Annotated in this window: 20 protein-coding genes; 14 read left to right on the top strand and 6 right to left on the bottom strand. The window is 68.4% G+C overall.

Annotation, left to right across the window (positions count from 1 at the left end; translation table 11 throughout):
- Window position 1: 1 nt before the first annotated feature.
- The 11 genes from ABZW96_RS31995 (at window position 2) to ABZW96_RS31945 (ending at window position 12,195) form a co-directional block, all read left to right on the top strand.
- Window positions 2-1,459 (top strand): nitrate/nitrite transporter, encoded by a 1,458-nt coding sequence (locus ABZW96_RS31995; protein ID WP_355079849.1) that lies wholly within the window; start codon window positions 2-4, stop codon window positions 1,457-1,459.
- Between the two features lie 29 nt (window positions 1,460-1,488).
- Entirely contained in the window at window positions 1,489-4,014 is a 2,526-nt protein-coding gene (nirB, locus tag ABZW96_RS31990) for a nitrite reductase large subunit NirB (protein ID WP_355079809.1), read from the top strand.
- Between the two features lie 64 nt (window positions 4,015-4,078).
- Entirely contained in the window at window positions 4,079-4,480 is a 402-nt protein-coding gene (gene nirD / locus ABZW96_RS31985; protein WP_355079807.1) for a nitrite reductase small subunit NirD, read from the top strand.
- 5 nt (window positions 4,481-4,485) lie between these two features.
- Entirely contained in the window at window positions 4,486-5,727 is a 1,242-nt protein-coding gene (locus ABZW96_RS31980) for a uroporphyrinogen-III synthase (protein WP_355079805.1), read from the top strand.
- Window positions 5,724-6,473 (top strand): sirohydrochlorin chelatase, encoded by a 750-nt coding sequence (locus ABZW96_RS31975; RefSeq protein WP_355079804.1) that lies wholly within the window; start codon window positions 5,724-5,726, stop codon window positions 6,471-6,473. The genes ABZW96_RS31980 and ABZW96_RS31975 overlap by 4 nt, the downstream gene beginning before the upstream one ends.
- 673 nt (window positions 6,474-7,146) lie before the next feature.
- The gene (locus ABZW96_RS31970) at window positions 7,147-7,644 is read left to right on the top strand and encodes a pyridoxamine 5'-phosphate oxidase family protein (RefSeq protein WP_355079802.1); all 498 of its coding nucleotides are present in this window, start codon (window positions 7,147-7,149) and stop codon (window positions 7,642-7,644) included.
- Window positions 7,645-7,689: 45 nt separating this feature from the next.
- Window positions 7,690-8,097 carry a YciI family protein gene (locus ABZW96_RS31965; RefSeq protein WP_355079800.1) on the top strand — a complete coding sequence of 136 codons (408 nt, stop codon included), beginning with the start codon at window positions 7,690-7,692 and terminating at the stop codon, window positions 8,095-8,097.
- Window positions 8,094-9,239 (top strand): DUF6596 domain-containing protein, encoded by a 1,146-nt coding sequence (locus ABZW96_RS31960; protein WP_355079798.1) that lies wholly within the window; start codon window positions 8,094-8,096, stop codon window positions 9,237-9,239. Before ABZW96_RS31965 ends, ABZW96_RS31960 begins: the two co-directional genes overlap by 4 nt.
- Window positions 9,240-9,437: 198 nt before the next feature.
- The gene (locus ABZW96_RS31955; protein ID WP_355079847.1) at window positions 9,438-11,630 is read left to right on the top strand and encodes an MMPL family transporter; all 2,193 of its coding nucleotides are present in this window, start codon (window positions 9,438-9,440) and stop codon (window positions 11,628-11,630) included.
- Between the two features lie 16 nt (window positions 11,631-11,646).
- Window positions 11,647-11,916 carry a metal-sensitive transcriptional regulator gene (locus tag ABZW96_RS31950; protein WP_355079796.1) on the top strand — a complete coding sequence of 90 codons (270 nt, stop codon included), beginning with the start codon at window positions 11,647-11,649 and terminating at the stop codon, window positions 11,914-11,916.
- Window positions 11,917-11,958: 42 nt separating this feature from the next.
- Window positions 11,959-12,195: a DUF2892 domain-containing protein gene (locus tag ABZW96_RS31945; protein ID WP_355079795.1), complete on the top strand. Its 237-nt coding sequence runs from the start codon at window positions 11,959-11,961 to the stop codon at window positions 12,193-12,195.
- A 127-nt stretch (window positions 12,196-12,322) separates the two neighbouring features.
- Here ABZW96_RS31945 and ABZW96_RS31940 read toward each other — a convergent pair whose 3' ends face one another.
- Window positions 12,323-13,099: an SDR family oxidoreductase gene (locus ABZW96_RS31940; RefSeq protein WP_355079793.1), complete on the bottom strand. Its 777-nt coding sequence runs from the start codon at window positions 13,097-13,099 to the stop codon at window positions 12,323-12,325.
- A gap of 298 nt (window positions 13,100-13,397) precedes the next feature.
- Between ABZW96_RS31940 and ABZW96_RS31935 the strand changes: the two genes are divergently transcribed.
- Complete coding sequence (locus ABZW96_RS31935; RefSeq protein ID WP_355079791.1) at window positions 13,398-16,277, top strand: hypothetical protein; 2,880 nt, start codon at window positions 13,398-13,400, stop codon at window positions 16,275-16,277.
- 50 nt (window positions 16,278-16,327) lie between these two features.
- On the opposite strand, the gene ABZW96_RS31930 is transcribed toward ABZW96_RS31935, so the two are convergent.
- Window positions 16,328-17,329, bottom strand: coding sequence for a helix-turn-helix domain-containing protein (locus ABZW96_RS31930; protein ID WP_355079790.1), 1,002 nt, complete (start codon window positions 17,327-17,329; stop codon window positions 16,328-16,330).
- A 141-nt stretch (window positions 17,330-17,470) separates the two neighbouring features.
- Here ABZW96_RS31930 and ABZW96_RS31925 point away from each other — a divergent pair, with 141 nt between their 5' ends.
- On the top strand, window positions 17,471-18,388 hold the full coding sequence (locus tag ABZW96_RS31925; protein ID WP_355079789.1) for an NAD-dependent epimerase/dehydratase family protein: 918 nt from the start codon (window positions 17,471-17,473) through the stop codon (window positions 18,386-18,388).
- Between the two features lie 88 nt (window positions 18,389-18,476).
- Here the strand turns inward: ABZW96_RS31925 and ABZW96_RS31920 are convergent, their stop codons facing one another.
- On the bottom strand, window positions 18,477-19,094 hold the full coding sequence (locus ABZW96_RS31920; protein ID WP_355079787.1) for a chloramphenicol phosphotransferase: 618 nt from the start codon (window positions 19,092-19,094) through the stop codon (window positions 18,477-18,479).
- 37 nt (window positions 19,095-19,131) lie between these two features.
- The gene (locus ABZW96_RS31915; RefSeq protein ID WP_355079785.1) at window positions 19,132-21,357 is read right to left on the bottom strand and encodes a hypothetical protein; all 2,226 of its coding nucleotides are present in this window, start codon (window positions 21,355-21,357) and stop codon (window positions 19,132-19,134) included.
- A 456-nt stretch (window positions 21,358-21,813) separates the two neighbouring features.
- On the opposite strand from ABZW96_RS31915, the gene ABZW96_RS31910 reads away from it, so the two are divergent.
- Entirely contained in the window at window positions 21,814-22,146 is a 333-nt protein-coding gene (locus ABZW96_RS31910) for a TfoX/Sxy family protein (RefSeq protein ID WP_355079783.1), read from the top strand.
- Between the two features lie 6 nt (window positions 22,147-22,152).
- On the opposite strand, the gene ABZW96_RS31905 is transcribed toward ABZW96_RS31910, so the two are convergent.
- Complete coding sequence (locus ABZW96_RS31905; protein WP_355079781.1) at window positions 22,153-23,856, bottom strand: metallophosphoesterase; 1,704 nt, start codon at window positions 23,854-23,856, stop codon at window positions 22,153-22,155.
- A 226-nt stretch (window positions 23,857-24,082) separates the two neighbouring features.
- On the bottom strand, window positions 24,083-24,778 hold the full coding sequence (locus ABZW96_RS31900; protein WP_355079780.1) for a TetR family transcriptional regulator: 696 nt from the start codon (window positions 24,776-24,778) through the stop codon (window positions 24,083-24,085).
- Window positions 24,779-24,783 lie beyond the last annotated feature (5 nt).

The raw sequence follows: 24,783 nt of genomic DNA, 5'->3' as shown, positions 1-24,783 counted from the left end.
GATCCGCAGGCCGCATCTCGATCATTGGGATGCGGAGGACGTCGCCGCTTGGGAAGCGGGCGGCAAGGACATCGCCCGCCGCAACCTGATCTGGTCGGTCTTCGCCGAGCACGTCGGCTTCTCGGTCTGGTCGATCTGGTCGGTGATGGTGCTGTTCATGCCGACCGACAAGTTCGGCATCGACCCGGCGGGCAAGTTCTTCCTGGTCGCCATGCCCACGCTGGTCGGCGCGTTCCTGCGGATTCCCTACACCGTGGCGACCGCGCGCTTCGGTGGACGCAACTGGACGGTCTTCAGCGCGGCGATGCTGCTGATCCCGACGCTGCTCACGCTGTACTTCGTCAACCAGCCCGGCACCTCGTACACGACGTTCCTCGTGATCGCCGCGTTCGCCGGCTTCGGCGGCGGCAACTTCGCCTCCTCGATGACCAACATCAACGCGTTCTACCCGCAGCGGCTCAAGGGCTGGGCGCTGGGCCTGAACGCGGGTGGCGGCAATATCGGCGTTCCGGTGATCCAGCTGATCGGCCTGCTGGTCATCGCGACCCTCGGCAATGGCTACGCCTCGCTGATCTGCGCGGTCTACCTGGTGCTCATCGCGATCGCCGGCCTGGGCGCCGCGCTGTTCATGGACAACCTGCCCAACCAGAAGGCCGACCTGTCCTACATGCTCACGGCGCTCAAGGTGCCGCAGTCCTGGGCCATCGCGTTCCTCTACATCGGCACCTTCGGCTCGTTCATCGGCTACAGCTTCGCCTTCGGCCAGATCCTGCAGATCAGCTTCCGCGCGGGCGGCGACACCGTCGCGCAGGCCACGCTGCACGCCGCGCAGATCGCGTTCATCGGCCCGCTGCTCGGCTCGCTGGCCCGGCCCTACGGCGGCAAGTGGGCCGACCGTATCGGCGGTAGCCGGGTCACCCTCTATGTCTTCGGCGCCATGATGGCGGCGGCCGTGCTGGTCACCGTGGCCAGCACGGCCGCCGACAACAACAACGGTGTGGCGGGCGGCGGTGTGATGACCGCCCTGGTCGTCGGCTTCATCGCCTTGTTCGTGCTCTCCGGCATCGGCAACGGGTCGGTCACCAAGATCATCCCGTCGGTGTTCGAGGCGAAATCCAAGAGCCTGGACGCCACGCCCGCCGCACGGGCGGCCTGGTCGCAGAACACGTCCGGCGCGCTCATCGGTTTCGTCGGCGCCATCGGCGCACTCGGCGGCGTGGGCATCAACCTGGTGCTGCGCACCTCCTACGCGTCCACCAAGTCCGCGACCACCGCGTTCTGGGTGTTCATGGCCTTCTACGTGGTCTGCGCCCTGGTGGTCTGGGCGGTGTTCCTGCGCCGTCCCAGCCTGCGCGGCCTGCCCGCCGATTCCGAGGTCGTGACCGAAGCCGAGACCTTCGTCCTCGAAGCCGAGGCCGGTCACTCCCAGTCCCCGTCCGCCGGCTCGGCCCGCGCCTGACACCCGATCCAGTCCAGGAGGACCCACAGATGAACCCCACAGTCGCTCGCAAGACCGCGGTGGTCGTCGGCCACGGGATGGTCGGGCACCGGTTCGTCGAGGCGCTGCGCTCGCGCGACACCGAAGGCCAGTGGCAGGTGATCATCCTCAGCGAGGAGCAGTTGCCCGCCTACGACCGCGTCGGCCTGTCGTCCTACGTCGGCGCCTGGGACCCGAGCGCGCTCGCGCTGCCCGGCAACGAGTACGCCGGTGACGAACTGGTCGAGCTGCGGCTGGGCCAGAGCGCCGAGTCCATCGACCGGGCCGCGCGCAAGGTGACCACGTCCTCGGGCGACATCCTCGCCTACGACGCGCTCGTGCTGGCCACCGGTTCCTACCCGTTCGTGCCGCCGGTGCCCGGCCACGACAGCCCGGAATGCTTCGTCTATCGCACCCTCGACGACCTGGACGGTATCCGCGCGGCCGCCGAAGCCGCCGGTTCCGGCGCGGTGGGCGTGGTGGTCGGCGGCGGCTTGCTCGGTCTGGAGGCCGCGAACGCGCTGCGCCTGCTCGGGCTCACCCCGCACGTGGTGGAGTACAACACCCGGCTGATGCCCGCTCAGGTCGACGAGGGCGGCGGCGCCATCCTGGAGCGCCTGGTCACCGACCTCGGCTTGTACGTGCACACCGGTGTGGGCACCTCCTCGATCGAGGCGGCCGACAAGGGAGTGAAGGTCACCCTGTCCGACGAGACGGTGATCGATGCCGGGTTGGTCGTGTTCTCCGCCGGCGTCCGCCCGCGCGACCAGATCGCCCGGGACGCGGGCCTGGAGGTCGGTCCCCGCGGCGGCATCGTCACCGACCTGGGCCTGCAGACCTCCGACCCGAACATCTGGGCCATCGGCGAATGCGCCGCGGTGGAGGGCGTGTGCTACGGCCTCGTCGCGCCGGGGTACACCACCGCGGAGATCGTGGCCGACCGCCTGTTGGGCGGCGCGGGCGAGTTCCCCGGTGCGGACATGTCGACCAAGCTCAAGCTGCTCGGTGTCGACGTGGCCAGTTTCGGTGACGCGCACGGCGTCACCGAGGGCGCGCTGTCGGTGGTGCTGCACGACGCGGCCAAGGGCACCTACGCCAAGCTGGTCGTCTCCGATGACGCGAAGACCCTGCTCGGCGGCATCCTGGTCGGCGACGCCACCGCCTATTCGGCGCTGCGTCCGCTGGTCGGCCGCCCGCTGCCCGCCGAACCGGCCGCGCTGATCTCGCCCGCGGGCGCCGAACTCGGGGCCGACGCACTGCCCGACGACGCGCAGATCTGCTCCTGCAACAACGTGTCGAAGGGCGCGATCTGCGGGGCGATCGCGGAAGGCGCCTGCGACATCCCCGGGATCAAGAGCTGCACCAGCGCCGGAACCTCTTGCGGCGGTTGCGTTCCCATGCTCAAGAAGCTGCTCGAGCAGTCCGGCGTGGAGATGTCCAAGGCGCTGTGTGAGCACTTCGAGCAGTCGCGTGCGGAGTTGTTCCAGATCGTCCAGGTCACCGGCATCCGCACCTTCTCCGGCCTGATCACCAAGTACGGCAAGGGAACCGGCTGCGACATCTGCAAGCCGACCGTGGCGTCCATCCTCGCCTCCACCTCGAGCGACCACATCCTCGACGGCGAGCAGGCCGGGCTGCAGGACACCAACGACCACTTCCTGGCCAACCTGCAGAAGAACGGCACCTACTCGGTGGTGCCAAGGATGCCCGGCGGTGAGGTCACCGCCGAGCAGCTGATCACCATCGGCGAGGTGGCCAAGGAATTCGGCCTGTACGTGAAGGTCACCGGCGGTCAGCGCATCGACCTGTTCGGCGCGCGCGTCGAGCAGTTGCCGCTGATCTGGAAGCGGCTGGTGGACGCGGGCATGGAATCCGGTCACGCGTACGGCAAGTCGCTGCGCACGGTAAAGAGCTGCGTCGGCTCCACCTGGTGCCGCTACGGTCAGCAGGACTCGGTCGGCATGGCCGTGCTGCTGGAGAAGCGTTACCGCGGGCTGCGTTCGCCGCACAAGCTGAAGCTGGCGGTCTCCGGTTGCGCCCGCGAATGCGCCGAGGCGCGCGGCAAGGACGTCGGCGTGATCGCCACGGAGAACGGCTGGAACCTCTACGTCGGCGGCAACGGCGGTCTCACCCCGAAGCACGCCGTCCTGCTGGCCGGTGAACTCGACGACGAGACGCTGATCAAGTACATCGACCGGTACCTGATGTTCTACATCCGCACCGCTGATCGTTTGCAGCGCACCGCTCCGTGGCAGGAGGCGCTGGAAGGCGGCATCGATTACCTCAAGCAGGTCATCTGCGAGGACAGCCTCGGCATCGCCGAGGATTTGGAGGCGGCGATGGCTCAGCACGTCGCCGGCTACCGCGACGAATGGGCCGCGGTGTTGGAAGACGAAGAGAAGCTGTCTCGCTTCGTGTCGTTCGTCAACGCCCCGGAGGAAGCCGATCCGACGATTTCCTTCGACGAATCCGGGGAGCGGAAAGTTCCCGTCCTGCTCGGACTGCCGGAAGTTCCGGTCGCCACGCAGGGGAAATGACCGCTTAACCGCATGGAAACAGAACGTCGGTACCAATGAGTAAGGCGTTTGGAGGATGACACCGATGACCGTGATCGATACCCCCGGCATCGCCGCAGCTACCACCACTGGGTGGACGCAGGCCTGCCGTCTCGACTACCTGATTCCCGGCCGCGGCGTTGCGGTGTTGCTCAAAGGTGGCCGACAGGCCGCCCTTTTCCTGCTGGAGAACGGCATGCTGTATGCCGTCGGCAATATCGATCCGATCGGCCGGGCGGCGGTCATGTCGCGCGGGATCGTCGGCGACCGCGGCGGGGCGCCCGTCGTGGCCTCGCCGCTGCTGAAGCAGGCCTTCTCCCTGGTCGACGGGCGTTGCCTGGACGACGAATCGGCGATGCTGCCGGTGTACGCGGTGCGCGTGGACGACGGCATCGTCTCGATTTCCAACGAGCCGGTGGCCACCGCGCTCGCGTCCTCGGATGGATGAACCCAATGACAACAGTTGACGCGGGCGCGAGCCTGGCCGGATTCACGGTGGGCATCACGGCGGCCCGTCGGGCGGAGGAATTCGCCACACTGCTGGAACGCCGGGGCGCGAACATCGTTTCCGCACCGGCAATCCGCATCATCCCGCTCGCCGACGACAACGAGCTGGAGCGGGTGACCCGGCAGTTGGTCGCCGATCCACCGCAGATCACCGTGGCCACCACGGGAATCGGCTTCCGTGGGTGGATGGAGGCCGCCGAGGGTTGGGGTCTCGCCGAGGACCTGCGCGCGACGCTGGGGACCACTCGGATGCTCGCCCGCGGCCCGAAGGCCAAGGGCGCTATCCGCGCCGCGGAACTGCGCGAAGAGTGGTCGCCGGCCTCCGAGTCGTCCGCCGAAGTGCTCGATCACCTGCTCGCCGAGGGCGTGGAAGGTGTTCGGATCGCCGTGCAGTTGCACGGGGCCACCACCGAGTGGGAGCCGGTGCCCGACTTCTGCGAGGTATTGCGTTGCGCGGGAGCGGATGTCGTTCCGGTGCCGGTGTACCGCTGGGTGCCGCCGGACGATCAGGGGCCGATGGACCACCTGATCGAGGCCATCGTCACTTCGGGCATGGACTGCGTCACCTTCACCAGCGCCCCCGCCGTGGCGTCGATGTTGATGCGCGCCAAGGAGACCGGGCTGCTGGAAGGGCTGCTGTACGCGCTGCGCGGCCGGGTGCTGCCCGCCTGCGTCGGCCCCATCACGGCCGCGCCGCTGGAGGAACTCGGGGTGCCCACCTCGATGCCGGGCCGAGCCAGGCTGGGGGCGCTGGCCCGCCACGTCGCCGAGGAACTGCCCAGGCGGGCCAACCGGATTCACGCCGCAGGCCACATCATCAGCGTGCGCGGCGCGTGCGTAGTGGTCGACGGTGAGGTGCGTCAGCTGGCGCCCGCGCCGATGGCACTGATGCGCTCGCTGGCCCGCCAGCCCGGCCGGGTCGTCTCGCGCGAGGACCTGCTGGCCGCGCTGCCCGGCGGCGGGGACGACACGCACGCGGTGGAGACCGCTATCGCCCGGCTGCGCGCCGGACTCGGCACGCCGAAAGCGATCCAGACCGTGGTCAAACGTGGGTATCGGCTCGCGCTGGACCCGGCGGAATGTATCGACAACAACCCACGGCCCACCGCGACAGGAGGACCACAGGTGCCCGGTGTCGGAATTCCGACCCGGGCACCTCGGTACATCCAGACTGCGGGGAGCTGGTGACCGCGCCCGCCCTGGTGCTCGTGGCCCACGGGACCCGCAGCACCAAGGGCGTGCAGATGATCGCGGCGCTCGCCGAGGCCGTGACGAAGGAGCTCGGTGCCGGGATTTCGGGGCCCGGCACCGAGACGCCCTGGGTGCGTACGGCATTCGTGGACGTCCTCGGTCCTTCGCCTTCGGAAGTGCTGCGCGATCTGGTGACCCCGGCCGGGGAATCCGTACCCGCCGTGGTGGTTCCGGCGTTCCTGGCCTCGGGTTATCACGTCTACCAGGACGTGCCGCGCGAGGTCGCCGAGAGCGACCATCCCGCGGTGACGGTCACGCCCGCCATGGGACCGGATCCGGCGCTCGCGCGGATCATGGCGATGCGTCTGCGTGCCGCGGGTTGGCGTGAGGGTGACGCGGTGGTCTTCGCCGCCGCGGGCTCCTCGGACGCCCGGGCCCGCCAGGATGTCCGGCGCGCGGCCGCGCTGCTGGCCGAACACCTCGGCGTTCCGGTCCGTATCGGCTACGTCGCGACCGGTGCGCCGCGGGTGCCGGAGGTCGTCGCGGAACTGCGCGCGGCGGGGACGGACCGGGTGTTCGTCGCCTCCTATCTGCTCGCGCACGGCCTGTTCCAGCAGCGTCTGCAAGAGGCGGGCGCGGACGGCGTCGCGGAACCCATCGGCGTGCACCCGGCGGTGGTCCGCTTGATCGCCGAGCGCTATCGGGTCGCAGCCGGCGAGTTGGTGCGGGCGCGGGTTCGCTGAGCATCGGCCGTCCACCGCGGAATCGGTGGCGCGAGGACGCGAGCTGGCGCGATCTATGCCGTTCGATCGATTCGAGTACCGGTAGTTGCCGCGCCGAAAAAGCAATGTTCGGCCTATCTCCTGGTAGCGGGCGATTCGTTGGGTCGGGCCAGCTGGAGTTCGCGGAACTGGACGTTTCCTGCTGGCGCGGGCGGTTCGCCGACGTTTCTGTTCCGGCTGGCGTGTGAGTATCCGAGCGTGGCGCGGGTGATCCGGCCGAGACCGGAGACGGTGGTGCGCCAGGTCGCACACCCATGCCCAGGAGGAACCCGTGACCGTCGGCGCACAAGGTCACGCCGAAGCAATGCGGCGAGCTGAACGCGCTGCCAACCGTTCCTCGCCACGATGGGCCGCCGCGTGAACCGGCAGTTGCCGCTACTCTCCTCCACCGATCCGCAGATCCGGGACGAGTGGATCGGCAGCCTGTTCCGCGGCGAGCGCATAGGGTGGGCCGCGGCCGCGGGCGGCGATCGCGCAGGTCAAGCCTAGTTGCGCGGTGGCGTGGCCATCGAGCCCAGAAAATCTCGAGAAATTGGTCCGCCTCGGATGTCGAGAACGTCCGGTCGGCTCCGTCCCAGGGATACGAGCGGCTACGGACATGTCGCTCGACCACCCCGACGTAGGAGCGATCACCATGCGAGCGACCGAGATCACCGAGATCCTGAACCGTCCGATCAGCCAGGAGCTGCTGGCCCGCGACCTGACCCGGCTGGCCTATGTCGCCACGGATGGCACACCGCGCAGCATCCCGATCGGCTTCACCTGGAACGGCTCGGAGATCGTGCTGTGCACCACGAAGAACGCCCCCAAGTTGTTCGCACTGCGCAAGAACCCGATGGTTGCCCTGACCATCGACACCGAGGTCCACCCGCCCAAGCTGCTGCTCATCCGCGGGCGCGCTGAGCTCGACGTCGTCGACGGCATCCCGGACGAGTATCTCCAGATGAACGGCAGCTACGAGATGACACCCGAGCAGCGCGTCGAGTGGGAGGCCGAGGTCCGCTCGCTCTACGACGGCATGGTCCGGATCGTCGTCACCCCGACTTGGGCGAAACTCATCGACTTCGAAACAACCCTGCCCAGCCCGGTAGAGGAGTTGATTCGGCAACGGGCCGAACGTCAGCATGCCTGAGAGCGACGCGGCAAGAATGGGCCCTACCGATCCAAGGAGAAGATGATGGCCAAGTATCTGCTGCTCAAGCACTACCGAGGCGCACCGGCATCGGTCAACGACGTGCGGATGGACCAGTGGACCCCGGAAGAACTCGCGGCCCACGTCCAGTACATGCAGGACTTCGCCGCGCGGCTCGAGGCCACCGGCGAGTTCGTCGACAGTCAAGCGCTCTCCCCGCAGGGCACGTTCGTCCGCTCGGACGGCGAGGGCCGCCCGCCGGTCACCGATGGACCGTTCGCCGAGACGAAGGACCTGATCGCCGGCTGGATGGTGATCGACGTCGAGACCTACGAGCGCGCCATCGAGCTGGCCGCGGAGCTGTCCGCGGCACCCGGTGCGGGCGGGAAGCCGGTCCAGGAGTGGCTCGAGGTGCGGCCGTTCCTCACCGCGCTGCCCACGGTCACCGAGTGAACGAGTCGCTGCTGCGGGAACTCGTGCCCGCGGTGATCGGTGTCCTCGTCCGGCGCGGAGCCGACTTCGCGTCGGCCGAGGACGCCGTGCAGGAGGCGCTGATCCGCGCGCTGCGAAGCTGGCCCGACGATCCACCGCGCGATGCGAAAGCCTGGCTCGTCGCGGCCGCCTGGCACAAGTTCCTCGATGTCGCCCGGACCGAAACGTCGCGGCGCGGGCGGGAACTCGCCGTGGAGGTCGAGCCGCCGACCGGTCCGGTGCCGGGCACGGACGACTCACTGTGGCTCTACTTCCTGTGCGCGCACCCGTCGCTGTCGCCCGGCTCGGCCGTCGCGTTGACGCTGCGCGCGGTCGGCGGCCTGACGACGCGGCAGATCGCGACGGCCTACCTGGTGCCCGAAGCGACCATGGCACAACGGATCAGCCGGGCCAAGCGGCGTCTCGCTGGGCTGCCGCTCGATCGACCCGGCGACCTGGCGACGGTGCTGCGCGTCCTCTACCTCGTCTTCAACGAGGGTTACGGCGGGGACGTCGATCTGGCAGCCGAAGCGATCCGCCTCACCCGTCAGCTGGCAGGCTCCACCGACGAGCCCGAGGTCGCGGGCCTGTTGGCGCTCATGCTGCTGCACCATGCCCGCCGCGCGTCTCGCCTCGGCCCTGGCGGTCGCCTGGTGCCGCTCGGTGCACAGGACCGATCACGTTGGGACACCGGCCTGATCGCCGAAGGAGTGACGATTCTGCAAGCCGCGCTGGCTCGCGACCGCTTGGGCGAATACCAAGCGCAGGCCGCGATCGCCGCCCTGCACGCGGATGCGCCGAGCGCCGCCGAGACGGACTGGGTGCAGATCGTGGAGTGGTACGACGAACTACTGCACCTCACGGGTAGCCCGGTGGTGCGACTCAACCGCGCGGTCGCCGTCGGCGAGGCCGACGGACCGCAAGCCGGCTTGGCAGAGCTGAGCGAGGTGGATTCCGATCTGCCCCGGTACACCGCCGTTCGCGCCTATCTCCTCGAACGCGCCGGCGACCTCGAGCAGGCCGCCGAGCTGTACGCCGAGGCATCCCGAGCAGCCACCAGCGCGCCGGAACGCGACCACCTCACCCGTGAGGCGGCGCGGGTGAGGCAGTCACTGCGTTCGTGAGCACGGGTTGCTCACCCACACGGAGTCTGCTCCCCTCGCTGCTGTCATCGGGAGTCTCCGAACCTGTGGGGTATGCCACTACACCTCATATACCCCCATGGGTATAGTCGGTTATGCCCCCAGGGGTATGCCAGAGCAGGTTGAGTGCTGCGATTCGTACAGCAGGGAAAGGGAGCGCCGATGCGGCCGACGACATTCATGGGGCAGGACCGGGTCGACGCCGGCAAGTCGGTGCGGCCCGGCGGCCTGCTGGCGCGATGGGGCGCGATGATGGCAGGGCGGGCCCGGATCGTGTTCGCGGTGTGGCTGTTGTCGCTGGTGGCGCTCGGGGCGGCGGCGCCCGGCGTGTTCACCTCGTTGGCCGGAGCCGGATGGCAGGCCGATGGCTCGGAGTCGGTGCGGGTCCGTGAGCTGGCCCAGCAACACTTCGGCGGGAATTCGTCGGCGGCGGTGCAGGTAGTGGTGCATTCCGACACCGAGACCGTCGCCGATCCGACGATGCGGCAGACATTGGGCCGGATCTCGGCGATCTTCGCGGACGATTCCCGCTTCGGCGCCGTCGTCCCGCCGCAGCCGGGCATGACGATCAGCCCGGACGGCCACACCGGCATCCTGATCGCGGGTGCGAACGCCTCCACCGACGACATGGTCAAGGCCGTCGACGAGCACAAGGCGGCGCTGACCGCGCTGTCCGGGGACGGAGTCGAGGTCTATCCCACCGGTGCGTCGGCGTTGTGGAGCGATTTCAACAAGGCCAACCACGAGGCGATGCTCGAGGCCGAGCTGTTCTCCTGGCCGGTCACGCTGGCGATCATGGTGCTGGCCTTCGGCTCGCTGGTCGCTGCCGGGCTTCCGCTGCTGCTGACGGTGGCCGGGCTGGTCGCCTCGGCCGGTGGTCTGGTGCTGCTCAACCACCTCACGCCGATCTCGGTGTGGGCGATGAACTTCGCCATGATGTTCGCTCTCGCGTTGGGCATCGACTACGCGCTGTTCTTGGTCGCCCGCTTCCGTGACGCGCTCACCAAGTCCGCCGATTCCCGTTCGGCGGTGGCCGAGACCATGGCCACCGCGGGCAAGGCTGTCGTGCTCTCCGGGTTGACCGTGCTGGTCAGCCTGTCGGCGGTGCTGCTGGTTCCGGCGCCCGCGGTGCGCACCATGGCCGTGGGAATCATGCTCGCGGTGGTGTTCGTGCTCGCCGCCACGCTGACGTTGCTGCCTGCGGCGCTGGGCGCGCTGGGTGGCCGGATCAACGCCGCGGCACTGCCGTACGCGACCCGTCAGCAGCATCGCTCGCCGCGGTTCGCCCGCTGGGGGCAGCTGCTGCACGATCACCCGTGGCCGTTCGCGCTCGCGGGGCTCGGTGTGCTGGCGGCGCTGGCGTTGCCTGCCACCGGATTGCAGGTCGCGATGCCCTCGATCCAGGTCGTGCCCGCCGACGCGCCCGTGCGCCAGGGCTACGAACTGGTCCAGCGTCAACTCGGCGAGGGCGCGCCGGGCGCATTGCAGATCGTCGTCCCCGAGGCCGAAGCCGCCCGCACCGCCGAGTCGGCAGCCACGACCGACGGCATCGCTACAGTCACGCCGCCCGCGCCCGCCGCGGATGATTCCGGCCTGGTCATGATGCAGGCGCTGCCCGCCGTGGATCCTTCCGACGACCGGCTGGGCGGCATCCTCGACAACCTGCGTGAGCGACTGCCTGTCGATGCCCTCGTCGGCGGCGCACCGGCGGAAAACCTCGACTTGCAACAGGCGCTCGACGACAATCTGCCGATCGTCGTCGGGGTGATCCTCGTCCTGGGCTTCGTCCTGCTGTTGGTGGCGTTGCAAGCGCCGCTCATCGCCGCGCTGGGCACCTTGGTCAGCCTTTTGTCGACCGCGGCCGCGTTCGGTGTGGCGAAGCTGATCTTCCAGGACGGTCACGGCGCGGGTCTGCTCGGCTTCGGTCCGCAGGGATTCCTCGACGGTTGGGGACCGGTGTTCTTCTTCGCGATGATCTTCGCCATCGCCATGGACTACACCGTGTTCCTGTTGGCCACGGCCAAGGAGCACTACGAGCGCTCGCGAGATCCCCGGACGGCGGGCATCGACGGGCTGGCCCACTCCGGCCGGGTCATCTTCGCCGCAGCGGCGGTCATGGTCGCGGTGTTCTTCACCTTCGCGCTGGCCGATCCGCTTCCGCCGAAAGAGATGGGCATCATCCTCGGCGTCGCGGTGCTGCTGGACGCGGTGGTGGTGCGCTTGGTGTTGCTGCCGGTCGCGCTGCGCTTGACCGGTAGGGCCGCGTGGTGGTCCCCGGCTTGGCTGCGCCGGATTCTGCCCACCGTCAGTTTCGCCCACGAGCGGACGGGGCTGGCGGATGATACCCCAAGGGGTATTGTGAAGACTAAGTGAGAGAAGGAGAAACATCATGGTCGGCGACGAAGACGCCATCGCCTCGGTACTCAATCGGCTGCGCCGCGCGCACGGCCAGCTCGCCGGAGTGATCGCGATGATCGAGCAGGGCCGGGACTGCAAAGACGTGGTCACCCAGCTCGCCGCGGTCTCCAAGGCACTGGACCGAGCGGGTTTCAAGATCGTCGCCACCGGGCTGCGGGAATGCCTCGCGAACCCCGACGCCGAGACCGCCGATCCGATGACGGTGGATCAACTGGAGAAACTGTTCCTTGCCCTCGCGTGACGCACGCGTTCCGCGAGGGCGTGATCTGGAGAAGGATGACCGATGATCGAATCCAGCTGGCCAGGTGAATGGACCATCGCACGCCTGGTTCCGCTGCTGGCCGGAACGTTCGTGCTGCTCGGCACCGTACTCGCCGCGACGATCTCGGCGTGGTGGCTGCTGCTTCCCGCCCTGGTCGGGGCCAATCTGCTGCTCTACAGCGCCGTGGGCTGGTGCCCGGCCACCCTGCTCATGCGCCGCGCCGGCATTCCCGCGGGCGCCGGCCCGAATGCGCGCTGACCGACATTCCCGCGGGCGCCAGCCCGAATGCGCGCTGACCGACATTGACGCACTCGGCGCCCGCCGAATCGGCGGTGGCGGACCGAGCCTGCGTCGGCAATGAGTCGGTGCGGTCGAAAGTTCGCGGTCAGGAAGGCTTCTTCCGACCGGTGTAGGGATTCGCCGGATTCGACACGACGAACTGTGACCAGGTCTGCGTGCCGTCGGGATGATCCGGGCATGTGTTCAGCCCGGCCCGGAACGTGCTCCCGACTCGTCCCGGAACGGGGAGCGGGACGATACGCCGGGGCCGATGTCGGACACCCTGCCAAACCCGCGCCAACTGTGCCATCGTCAGCACCTCCGGACCGCCGAAGTCGGGTGCCCGGCCGAGCGGCTCGCCCACGGCCAACTCGGCCACCCGCCGCGCCACGTCGGCGGCGGCGACCGGCTGGAAACGAAAGGTCGTGGGCAACGGCGCCACCGGCCATTTCTCGACGGTCCGCAACAGCGCAGCGATCAGCTCGTGAAACTGCGTCGCCCGCAGGATCGTGTGCGGGACGCCGCTGTCGACGACGGCTTGCTCGCAGGCAAGCTTGTTGCGGTAGTACCGGAACTGGATCCGGTCGATTCCGACGATCGACACGTAGAGCAGGTGCCGAACCTCCCGTGCATGCCGCAGCAGGTTCTCGGTTTGCTCGAGGTCCGCGCCACCCGCGCGACGAAAATCCGAAGCCGCGTGCACGATCACTTCGGTTCCCGCCACCGCCTCCGCTACGCCGACACCGGTTCGCAGGTCGCCGACGTGCGTGCCCGCGCCAGGGCGACGGGACAGTACCCGTACGTCATGGCCCGCTTCCCGCAACCGATCGACCACTTGTCTGCCCAGCGCGCCGGTTCCGCCCGTGACGAGAATCTTGGTCATGGACCACTTCTACCGCCGAAGTCCGCGGGAACGTGCGAGGCCGTCGTCACACGGTGCGTCGCCCACGACATTCGCGGCATGACGTGGTGACCGAACGCCGAATCCGCCTGTCCTCGTCTCATATCGGCGAAAACGATTGCAGGACTGATCTTCTGGTATCGAGCTCCGAACGCTGACGCGGTGGTTGAATCGATGTCGAGGCGAGTGCAGGAGCCGCTACGATCGGGAGAGGGGACCTGATGCTGGTGGGAGGCATGGCTCGTGGTGGTGCGAACGCGGTAGGACGCGAGGAGCTGTTGTGCGTGCGGCGCTGAGGCGCCGCACCACACGTGCGGACACCGGATACGGCGCGTTCCTGTCCTACAGCGGCGAGCGGGACCGTGCGGTGCTTCCGCTGGTCCAGAACGCGATCGAGAAGCTGCCACGACCCTGGTACCGCTTCCCGCGAACGCGCATCTTCCTCGACTACAGCGGTGTCCCGATCGGTGCCGAACTGTGGGGCAAGATCGTCGCGGGCCTGTCGCGTTCCGAGTGGCTCGTCGTGGTGGCTTCACCCGAGGCTGCCGGCTCCAAATGGGTGGACCGCGAAATCGAGTGGTGGCTGGCGAATCGGTCTCCCGAGACGATATTGCTGGTCCTCAGTGCCGGGTCCCTGTTCTGGGACGAAGAAGCCGGGGATTGGGACCGGGCGCGCTCGACCGCCCTACCGCCACGCCTGTTCGGTGTTTTCGCGTCCGAACCCGTATACAAAACGCTCAAATGGCGTGCGGACGCGAACGGAGTCCCGCGTCCGGACATCGACGCCATCGCGGTCGGGATCGCCGCGGTCATTCGCGGCGTCTCCGAGGCCGACGTCAAATCCGAGGGTTACCAGCAGACCAAGCGGAACTTGCGCTGGGCGAGAACCGCCATCGGCGCGTTGGTCATCTTGCTCGTCGTGGCACTGATCGCGGCGGTCGTGGCTCGGGTGCAGAGCAATCGCGCCGAGGAGCAGGCCAAGATCGCCACGGCGCGGCTCATGGCCTCCGTCGCCGACACCAAGATGGCCACGGATGTCCGCGCGGCCCTGCTGCTGGCCGTGGCGGCGTACCGTCTCGACCCGAGTCCACGTCACCGAGCCGCCCTGCTGCGCGCGAATCTGGCCAGTCCGAAAGTCGCTCGTTACGTGGCGGCACCTGCGGAGGTCACGGCCTTGCAGAGCAGTGCCGACGGTCGAACCGTCGTTGCCGGGCTCGCCGATGGACAAGTCGTGACATGGGCGCCGGGAGGCTCGGTGACGACCTCGGTCGCGCGTTTGCCCGGCGAGATCCGCTCGCTGGCCGTCGCCGCGGACGGCCGGACGGTTCTCGCCACGGATGGCGCCTCGATCACACTGGGGGGCAGCAACTCCGGTCGGCCGGACTTCGGCGTGCCCGGCGCGAGCGAAGTCGATGTCGTCGCCGTATCCGCGTCCGGGAAGTTCGGTGCGGTCCATCGCAGGCAGACCAAGGCGGCGGAAGGCACCCCGGGGACGGTCGACATCATCGACAATGCCGCTGGACGGGTTCTCTCGTCACATCCGATCGACCGAGCGGTGACGAGCATGGTGTTCACCGACGACACGGCGTTGCGTCTGCTCGAAACCGGCGGCAAGGTGCGGCAGATCTCGCTTCGCGGCGGCGCCGACCGAGATCTTTCACCTCTCGACACCGACAACGCCTGCGGCGACGGCCAAGACGTCGGGGAATTGTCGCCCGACGGGTCCTCGTTCGCCTGCGCCGTCTTGCCCGGTATTCCGGCGCCGGTTTTCCGGCTGCGTCCGACGCCGAGCGCTGTGCGCCCAGAGCCCGGATATGTGGGCGTCGCGATGCCGAGGCGATCGGCTCCCGCCGTGCTCAGCCGCTCGGCGCGGATAGCGGCGGTGCCCAGTGCCGACGCCGGGTTCTATGTCGGGCCCGTCACCGGCGAGCCGAGGCCTCCGGAACCGCCACCGCTGATCACCGGTACCGCCGTCGATTTCGACCGGAAGCTACTGCGTTTCCTCGGGACCTCCGAAACGCAGCTGGTTTCGGCGTCCGGGCGACTGATCACCCTGTGGGATCTCGCGCAGCGCGACCGGCTGGCGAAATCTTCAGCGGTGCCGATCGTCAAAGGATGCAATTCTTGTGAACCAAGCTTGTCGCTGTCCCCGGACGGGCGCACCGCGGTGATCACCGGCCAGGACAAAGATCCGGGAGAATCGGCGCTCAACAGTGACGTGGTGATCATCCAACAGCTCGGGCCGAACCCCTCCCGGCAGCTCTCCATACCGGGACTATCCGGGAAACTCGCCTGGCGCGCGGATGGCACGATGCTGGCAATCGCCGCGAATCCGGCATCCGGCTACGAGCGACGTGTATTCCCGCCCAAACCCCACGTGGACACTCCGTTCGAGGTGACGGTCCTGTCCTCGCCACCACCGCAGATCAGCGTCGAGGCGGCCGGTGTGTCGTCCGTATCACCCACCGCTGTTTCTCTCGACAGCAGGGGGCGGGCGTATCTGCATGATCTGGCCACCGGCGGCATCAACTCGGAATTCATCCCGCTGGGCGGCGCGGTCGACACAGACCATGTCGTCGAAGCGGGAATCGACGCGGCCGGAGAGTTCCTGGTCATGCGCGATGCCGAGCACATATCGGTCTATGACTTGGCGCGAGAGCAAAACGCGCACGACATCGACGGCAAGGACGCGCAGTCGGTGTTGTTCGCCGGACGGCATCTGCTGATCCGCCGGAAAGACAGCATAGAGATCTGGGATCGGACCGGCTCGCATCGAGAGCGGACGATCCCCTTCCGCAGTACTCGGAACTCGGCCGCGCAGCTCGCCGCCGCTGCGGACGCGAACGTGGTCGTCGCGAAAGACGAGGCAGGCTATCTGACTGTCTTCGCCGCCGACGGCACGAATCTGGGGGAACTCGAGCCTGATTCCGTTTGGCACGTCCCATCCGCCGTCGCCTTGTCCGCTGATGGACGGTATCTCGTGACGGTGAATCCCGGTCCCGCGTTCTCCGGCGGCGTCGATGGGACGCTGATCGAACGGGACATCTCACCGGACGGCCTGATCCGGGCCGCTTGTGCGCATGCTGGTCCGGATCTCACCGGCGCCGAATGGAACGCCTTGATGGGAGTTGCGCGTCCCGCGCAAGCCCGCTGCCCGTAGGGCGTGTTCGACTGCCGCCGGCGTTTCGGTCAGTCGGCGTGACGGCTCCTTCATGGGCTGGTCGGTCTTCCGGCGCCGACCGCCCTGTCCGTGAAGTCCGGGTGTGCCGGCGACCGGGTGAACGACGCCCGATAGCTGCTCGGTGGCACTCCGACGTGCCGGATCATGTGCTGGCGCAGCGACTCCGCCGAGCCGATGCCGCTGTGCCTGGCCACCTGGTCCATGGGCAGCGTCGTGGATTCCAGTAGCTCCCTGGCGCGTTGCAGGCGCTGCTGCAGCAGCCATTTCTGCGGGCTGAGGCCGGTCTCGTCATGGAAGCGGCGGGTGAGCGTGCGCACGCTGGTGCGGGCGTGGGCGGCCAGGTCGTCCAGCGACAACGGTAGGTCCAGGCGTCGCAGCGCCCAGGCGCGGGTGTCGGCGAGCGTCACGCCGTTCTCGGCGGGCAAGGGCGCGTCCACGAACTGGGCTTGGCCGCCGGGCCGCACCGGGGTGACGACGGCCGTGCGCGCGGCCGCGTTCGCGACGGTCGCGCCGTAGTCGGCGCGAATCAGATGCAGGCACAGGTCGATTCCGGCCGCCGCGCCCGCGGCCGTGGTGATCGGGCCGTCTTCGATGAACAGCGCGTCACTGCGGACCGACACGTCCGGGTGGTTCGCCGCCAGTTCGTCGGCGAGAGCCCAGTGGGTGGTGGCGGTGCGGCCGGACAGCAGGCCGGCCTGCGCCAGCACGAAGGCGCCGCTGCAAATCGAGGTGACGCGCTTGCCCGCGGCCACCGCGCGACGCAGGGCGGTCAGCGTGGCGGCGTCCGCGTCGGCGCGGCTTCCGGTGCTCGGCACGATGACGATGTCCGCCTCCTCGATCGCCGCCAAGCCCCGGGAGACGACCACGTCGAATCCACCCAGCCCAGCGGGCAGCACGCCGGGCACGGCGGTGCACACCACGATGCGGTAGCCGGGCTCGCCGTCGACCATCGCCGCGCCCAGCACCGTTTCGGGCATGGCCAGGTCGAAAGCTTTCACCGGAGGAACCGCGACGACGGCGACAGTCTGCATGGCCTGATCCTTGGGATAGTTGGCAATCCAGCCAGTAGCTTACCCGTCGCCGCACCGGCAGGCTGAGTAGCGCACGACCGGCGAACGGCACCCCGAATGCCGCAGGTCGTGTGGAAACACTTGTCGCAGAGAGGAATACGCATGCATTCGCATGTCATCGTCGGACGTGGCGCCACCGCTTCGGCCACCGCGGCGCTACTGGCCGGGTCCGGCGACCGGGTACGCATGGTCAGCCGCAGCGGCGCGGGGCCCGAGCACCCGAACATCGAACGAATCGCCCTCGACGCCTCGGACGCGGACGCGCTGACCGCTGTTGCCGAAGGCGCCGAAACCCTGTTCAACATGGCCATGCCCGCGTATCACACCTGGCCGGAGACCATCCCGCCGCTGTTCGGGTCCATTCGCTCCGCCGCCGAGCGGTCCGGGGCGAATTACGTGATGCTCGGCAACCTGTACGGCTACGGGCCCGCCGACGGGCCGGTCACCGAGCAGTCACCGCTGGCGGCCACCGGGCCGAAAGGGCGGGTTCGCGCCCGCATGTGGCGGGAAGCGGAAGAGGCGCACCGGGCGGGCCGAGTGCGCGTCACCGAGGTCAGGGCATCACAATTCATCGGTCCCGGCGCGATCTCGGTGTTCTCGCTCCTCGCCCAGCCGAAGATCTCGGCGGGGCAGTTGGCGCTGCTGCCGCAGGAACTCGACCTTCCGCACGCCTACACCGCGGTCGGCGACGCGGCGGCGGCAGCGGTCGCCGTCGCCCGCGACGAGCGCGCTTGGGGCAGGCCGTGGCATGCGCCGAGCATCACCGCGACCGCGCGGGAGCTGGCCGGACGATTCGCCGCGGCGGCCGGGGCGCCCGAGCCGCGGCTGGCGGTCATGAGCGATCGCGAACTGACGCTGCTCGGCCTCACCGACCCGTTCTGGCCGGAGTTGTTCGAGACCTACCACATGTCGCACGCGGCCTTCACGGTCGACGACTCGGCCATTCGCGACACCTTCGGCCTGAAGGCATCCGACCCGGACGAGGTGTTCGCGCAGGTCGTGCACGCGGCTCGAGCGTGATGCGGACCGCACAGCGTGGCGGCGCGGTGAGGTCGAGATCTTCGCCGAAAGGTGAGCACCCGCTGGCGGACGCTCGCGCGGACATCGGTCAGGAAGACGTCGCCTTCCCCGCGAACTGCTGTCGTCGCAGGACAGTTCTGGCCAGTTCGGCGGGGGTGCCCGTGCTGGTGTCAACGGTCGTGTCGTAAGTGGCGCCGTGTTCGTGCACCAGGTGAAAATGGCCGCGCGCCAAGCCTTTTTTGACGTCGCGTCCGCGCGCCTGTTCACGCCGCTCCGCCACGGCCAGCGGGCAGGTGACGCGCACCAGCTGCACGTCCAGCCCGGCCAGCGCGGCCATCCAGATCGGCAGTAGATCCGCGCTCAGCAACATCTCGTCGATCACCAGGTGGTCCCCGCCGTGGGCGAAGGCGGCGGCCGCGGCGCAGGCGGAACGCAGCATCCGCCGCCCGACCTCGCCGTAGCGGATGACCACCATCGGGCTGCCGTCCGCGTCCCGGCCGCGGTCGTACCAGAATCCCTCTCGGCTGAGCGGACTGTCACGTCCTCCGCCCCAGTTCGGCGGTATGAGCTGGAACAACGTGTCGATGCCCCAGTAGACGAAGGGGATGTCGCTCTCGTCCTGGATGGCTCGCGCCAAGGTCGTCTTACCCGAGCTCGACGTTCCGTTGAGGAAGATGACGCGGCTGGTCGGTTCGACGCTGCGCATCCCGCCACGCTACCGGGTCATCGTCCAGCCCGGCTCGCTACGGATTCCAGGGGTCGAGGCCACCGTCGGGATCCAGGTGATCGAGGTTGGCGACGCGCCTGGCCGATCGCATCAGGGCTTCGCGGTTGATGTCGTTCGGGTTCGCGTAGTACTCCCTGGCCGCTTCCTGGTGCATGGTCGCGACTCGGTGGCCGATCGCCCAACGGGTGTCACGGCCCGCGCCGTCCCACTCGTCCGGGGTGATCGCCGCGCGCAGCGCCCGGTCCGAATGCCAATTCTGCTCGACCCGCTGCACGAACGCCTGATCGATGTTCGCGTTGGGGGCGGGCGCGTTGCTGTGCCGGACGAAGCTGTCCGCGGCGATCACCGCCTGGGCGGCGAAGGCATCGTGCGCTTCGTGGTCGACGTGGTTGTCCACCGCCCACGCCGCCGCGATCGCCTTCTGCAACGGCGCGAAGCTGTACGGGTTCTGCGATGCCGTCGACTCCTGGACGGAGTATGCCGTCAGCGCATTGGTGACCCGCTCGTGGCTCGCGCCGGAGGAGAGCAGGACAGCATGGATGCGCGAATCGGGAACCTTGTTGTCGCGCAATACTTTCAAGGCCCGCGACACGCCTATTTGGGTGTGTATGCCGCCGACCTGCTGGGCCGCGTCGACCGCCACACCACGCCAGTTGGTGCGGGACAGCTGATGCTCGACGTAGCCCGCTTCGCGGCTGGCCAGGATCCTTCTGGTGGAGCGTTCGATCGTCCGTCGGGTGCTGGAGAGCGGATTGAACGGATTGACCCGCCCGCCCGCCAGCCAGGCCGTCACCGGCGAGGAGTTGATGGTGTTGAGCGTGGAGAGTGGGGTCACCCATCCCATACCGGGCGCGGACTTCCCGCCGCCACCGCCGCCCATGCCGAGGGCGGTGCCGCCGCTGCTCCCGGACTTGCTCGTACTGCCTTGCATCGCGAGCGCGAATCGGTTGGCGATCCAGTCGTTGCCCCGGCTGAAACCGCTGCTGAGGCGTTTGAGCTGGAGGACTGCGACGATCTCGACGGTGCCCGCGATGATGATCACCGCCATGACCTGTCCGCGCGCCTGCGCGAACAGATTGCCCATGAACAAGACGTAGACCCCGAGGAATATGGTGTACGCCGTCATTCGTGCCGCCGCGACGAAACTGTCGACGACATTGCGCACCAGGAACGTCTGCGTCGGACCGTATACGAATCCGCCCGCCGCGAAGCCGAATATCGACATGAACCCGTGATAGATCGTGTCCAGCGCGGCCTTGATGACCTTCATGCCGAGGTACATCGCGAAGGCCAGCAGGATGCCGCCGCAGACCAGCAGCATCAGACCCGTGGCGACCTGCCCCATGGAGGGATTCTCGGCCTTCGCGCGCGCAGCGCTGTCTCCACAGGACTTCAGGCCGCTGATCACCCGGGAGTCGTCACCCGCCGCCACCCCCGACGACCACGCCGATCGGCAGGCGGGCCGCTGGTCCACCGTATGCCCGAAATTCCACACCTGTAGCGGCTTCCGGGCGAAATTATCGGCCAGGTCGCTCTGCATCGTCGCCACCAACTGGGTCGGATTCGGGTCGGCGTTCCCGTTCAGACCGGCGGCCACCGAGATCCCGAGATCGCGGCCCTGGGCCAGCAACCCGTGCGAGGACAGCACATCCGCGAGAGGCTCGGCGAGGAACAACGGGCCCAGCAGCGCGACGCCCACCATCGTCACCACCTGCATGGTGGCCTTCGCGTGGTAGCCGCGCGCGATGAACCACGCCACGCAGACCGCGCCGATGGTCGCCGCGGTGACCAGCATGATCGGGGTCGCGATCTGACCGGTGAGCGTGTCGGCCACGCCGTGCAACGCCGCACTGAACATGTCCAGCCACCGGAAGCTCAACGCGTAACCGATCAACCAGATCGCCGTCGTCACGATGGCGATGTAGCCGATGAACTCCAAGCCCAGCACGGCCCACAGAATGGTGGCGCGCGGCTTGAACAGGCTCTCGTCGCCGGTCGCGAATCGGTAGTCCGACAGCGGGATGCCCGACGAGTCGTGGATGTTCATCCAGCTGAGCCCGTCGATGCCGGAGGTTCCGGAAGTGCTGCCCGCCGCGTCTTGGGCGACGGCCAGCGCACCGAGGAAGCCCGGGAACACGAAGAGCGCGAAGAGAGTGAGGGTGGTCCAGATCGCCCGCCGCCGCCAAACGCCCGGCCGAGAACCCGGCCACCAGTTCGGCGCACCGGCGAGCAACGCGGTCACGGCTGTGGGAAACTCGCGGGGGACTCCGATCGAATGCCGCTCGGTCGAACTGAGGCGGACAGTGCGTGATCGCACCGCCTGGGGGCAGATGTGCACGAAAGAGTCCTTCGTCCCGTCTCTGGGGGCGCAGTCGACTGCGAATTCCGAAACGGGTTGCACGCGAACGTCAATGGCGTCTCGCCCCCGTCTCACGTCCTGTATTACAGACAGGGACGGAAACATCCGCCTGAACGTCCAATGACATCCAGGCGGCTCGGGAGTGTACGTACGCACCTCGGCCGTCTACTTGCGAAGTGCGTCAAATCAACTGGTGTACAGAGCGTTTCAGCGCAACCAGCCGCCTTCGACGCAGGCCACGTCATCGGTGTACGCGATATTCGCCCCGGACGGCGACCGGGGGAGGACACGCGGTCGTCGATCGCCCGACTTGTCGTACACCAGGTGAACAATGCCGTCATGGCATACGACGAGGAGCTGGCCGAGCGAATCCGGGAACTGATCGCACCCGGCCCCGAACTCACCGAGCGGAAGATGTTCGGCGGCCTGGCCTTCTTGATCGGCGGCAATATGGCGGTGGCCGCCAGCAGGCAGGGCGGTCTGCTGGTGCGGGTCGATCCCGACGAGGGCGAGCGGCTCCTCGGTGACACGGTGGAGCCAATGGTCATGGGCGGGCGCGAAATGGTCGGCTGGCTGCGGGTCACCGCCGTCGACGACGACGAAGTACTGCGGGAATGGGTCGAGCGCGGCGTCGCCTACGCCCGGACCCTCCCACCCAAAACGAAGAAGTAGCCCCGCTCAGGCCCTGACCTGCCGCCGGAACAGCACACGGTCGAATTCGCGTCCGTACTCGTCGACCGCGACCACGTCCATCTCGCTGGCGAACACGCCCGGCCGGACGTCGACGCGCAGGAACGAGTAATTCCGGAAGCGGACCCGCGACCACGGCGCGGCTTCGTCCTGCTTACCGCCGCCCGGGGTCCACACGTAACTGTTCGGCACCGAGGTGTCGGCCAGCTCGCTGCCGCGGAAGGTTTCCCGCGACCCGGGCTGGAATTCGTAGCGCGGGCGTCCGCCGCCGCCCACGGTGTAGTAGACGGTGCCGTCGGTCTCCGGGTAGACAATCGAGTTGTCGCCCGCGACCTTCGTCGCCTGCCCACCACGCAGCGGATCGGTGCGCTCGTAGACGTGATTGTGACCCTGCAATACCAGGTCGACCTGGTAGCGGTCGAAAAGCCCGACCCACGCGTCACGCACACCGCCGTCGCTGGCGTGCGATTCGGTGGTCGAATACGCGCAGTGGTGGAAGAAGCAGACGATGAAATCGATGTCGGGGTCGGCGCGGTGGGCGGCCAGGGTGCGTTCCACCCAACTCGTCTGTGCCCCGCCGGAGTAGCCGCTGTTCGCCCGGATCTCGTAGGAGACGTCGTTGGCGTCCAGCGAGAGCACCGCGACATTGCCGTAGGTGAACGTATACGCCGACGGGCAGCCCGCCGGACCGTTGCCGGGGAAGTCCAGGCGCGCCAGATGCCCGCCGTAGCCGTGGTCGCCGTAGGTCGCCTCCATGTCGTGGTTGCCGGTGGCGAACATCCACGGTGTCTGGGCGGCGCTGGGCTCGATGGCGTTGAAGTAGACGTCCCAGACGTAGGGGTTGTACTTGTCGAAACCGCTCGCCTGCTGCGCTCCGTGCGCCGCGAACTGCCCCGGCTTGCCCGCGCCGGACGGGTCGGCGTAGGCGATGTCGCCTGCGAGGATGTGGAAGTCCGGCCGGGCGGCGGCGATCTGGCGCAGCACGTTGCTCGCGTGCGGCGCGGCCGGATCGTTGTCGGCCTTGTAGTACTTGTCGTCGTAGTCGCCGGGAGCGACGCCCTCCGGCAGCGCGGGCGTTTCGTCGGTGCCCTGATCGCCCATCATGGTGAACCGGAACGGAAGGACCGCGGGGCGTGCGCTGGGCATCGCGGGTGCGGCGGCGCGGATGTCGCCGACGAATCCGTCGGAGGTCCGCCAGCGATAGAAGTGCGGCACCCGTCCGGGCAGGCCGTCCACCGGGGCGTGGACGTAGAACTGTTCGGCCGCGAGCACGCCGCCGTCGGCGGTGGGCAGCTGGGTGAGCAGGTTGCGCACCTCGGCTTGGACCGTCGCGCCCAGCGCCGGTGTCGGTCCGTGGTCGAGATACACCGTGGCGCCCGCCGGACGCCGCGAGAGTTGCGCCGCGAAACGCAACTGGCTGGCCGCGTCCGGCCCGAAGGCGACGCGCCGTCCACCCACCGCGAGCTGGGCCTCGTCGGCGTAGGCGCGCCTGCCGAACGGCGTCGTGCCGACGGCGGCCACCGCTGCCGCCGCGGCGGCGCCGCGCAGCACGTTGCGCCGCGACACAGGGCGACGGCGCAGGTAGGCGCGGTGCCATTCGTGCTGCTCGGGCATGGTCATGTGGGCAGCGAGATGGCCGGGAATTCCGGTGTCCGGAATGTCGCCTGCTGGATTCAGCGGTGTGGACGGCATACCGCAGATGCTGTACCGGCACGGCGCACGGAGCAACTCGACATCGCACCGCACGCGGGAATACCTCGTGAACAGTCGGTTTCGCCGTTCGGGTTTGTTCCATTTGTCGGAAATGTGTGAAATATGTAATGCCCGAACGTATTTCACCGGCGACCCGCCTGGGTTTCGAGTCGGATGGTCGACGGCCAACGGGCCGTGCTTCTCGGCAGGGTTGCGGCCGACGCGTCTACGCCGACGGCCGATCCGTCGCGTCCGACGACTGTTCTGTATCCGTGGAAGTGCCGGGGGAGAACGGGAAGACCAGCGAAGCGCTCCACGGGAACCCCGGCGCACCCGGCCGCGTGGACCCGGCGGCGGCCGCCAGCGGTTCGTTGTTGCCGGTCAGCCTGCGGACTGTGCGCTCCATCGCGGGCAGGATCTCGGCGATATCGAGATCGGCGTTCGCGAAACGGCCGATCAGCGCGTAGATCATGTTGGTCAGCACGAGCGCGATGTCGGCGGTGTAGTCGGGATCGACATCGGCCAGCAGGGCGCTCGCGGCGGGCAGCACGGCGTCGAAGCCTTGCGCGTCGAGTCGTCGGCCGCCGGGGCCGGACCGCGCGCGATAGTAGGCCTCGAGCATCCGGGGATTCCGTTCCCACGGCTCGAACACGTAACGCATCAACCGCACCAGGCCGTCGGCCAGCGTCTCGTCCTCGACGGACGGGGCAGGGGCGGCGTAGGTGTTGGTCGCCATCCATTGCTCGACGGCGGCGAGCATCAGATCGTCGCGGGTGGGGTACCGCTTGTAGACCGTGGCCAGCGAGACGTGCGCGTTGCGGGCGACCGCACGCAGTTGGACCGCGTCGTAGCCGTGCGATTCGAGCATCGACACGACGGCGTCGAGGATCTTCGCCGTCGAATCTTCGTCTGTCCGGGCCACGTTCG

The sequence above is a fragment of the Nocardia sp. NPDC004168 genome (assembly GCF_040610355.1).
Taxonomy (GTDB): Bacteria; Actinomycetota; Actinomycetes; order Mycobacteriales; family Mycobacteriaceae; genus Nocardia; species Nocardia sichangensis.
This window is presented reverse-complemented; position numbering and strand designations above follow the sequence as displayed.

What these genes read in the sequence shown, in the direction of transcription:
- ABZW96_RS31905 (WP_355079781.1), bottom strand. Translation starts at nt 23,856, where the DNA reads ATGCCGTCCACACCGCTGAATCCAGCAGGCGACATTCCGGACACCGGA.
- ABZW96_RS31910 (WP_355079783.1), top strand. Translation starts at nt 21,814, where the DNA reads ATGGCATACGACGAGGAGCTGGCCGAGCGAATCCGGGAACTGATCGCA.
- ABZW96_RS31920 (WP_355079787.1), bottom strand. Translation starts at nt 19,094, where the DNA reads ATGCGCAGCGTCGAACCGACCAGCCGCGTCATCTTCCTCAACGGAACG.
- ABZW96_RS31955 (WP_355079847.1), top strand. Translation starts at nt 9,438, where the DNA reads ATGGGGCAGGACCGGGTCGACGCCGGCAAGTCGGTGCGGCCCGGCGGC.
- ABZW96_RS31930 (WP_355079790.1), bottom strand. Translation starts at nt 17,329, where the DNA reads ATGCAGACTGTCGCCGTCGTCGCGGTTCCTCCGGTGAAAGCTTTCGAC.
- ABZW96_RS31950 (WP_355079796.1), top strand. Translation starts at nt 11,647, where the DNA reads ATGGTCGGCGACGAAGACGCCATCGCCTCGGTACTCAATCGGCTGCGC.
- ABZW96_RS31980 (WP_355079805.1), top strand. Translation starts at nt 4,486, where the DNA reads ATGACAACAGTTGACGCGGGCGCGAGCCTGGCCGGATTCACGGTGGGC.
- ABZW96_RS31970 (WP_355079802.1), top strand. Translation starts at nt 7,147, where the DNA reads ATGCGAGCGACCGAGATCACCGAGATCCTGAACCGTCCGATCAGCCAG.
- nirB (WP_355079809.1), top strand. Translation starts at nt 1,489, where the DNA reads ATGAACCCCACAGTCGCTCGCAAGACCGCGGTGGTCGTCGGCCACGGG.
- ABZW96_RS31925 (WP_355079789.1), top strand. Translation starts at nt 17,471, where the DNA reads ATGCATTCGCATGTCATCGTCGGACGTGGCGCCACCGCTTCGGCCACC.
- ABZW96_RS31965 (WP_355079800.1), top strand. Translation starts at nt 7,690, where the DNA reads ATGGCCAAGTATCTGCTGCTCAAGCACTACCGAGGCGCACCGGCATCG.
- ABZW96_RS31940 (WP_355079793.1), bottom strand. Translation starts at nt 13,099, where the DNA reads ATGACCAAGATTCTCGTCACGGGCGGAACCGGCGCGCTGGGCAGACAA.
- ABZW96_RS31945 (WP_355079795.1), top strand. Translation starts at nt 11,959, where the DNA reads ATGATCGAATCCAGCTGGCCAGGTGAATGGACCATCGCACGCCTGGTT.
- nirD (WP_355079807.1), top strand. Translation starts at nt 4,079, where the DNA reads ATGACCGTGATCGATACCCCCGGCATCGCCGCAGCTACCACCACTGGG.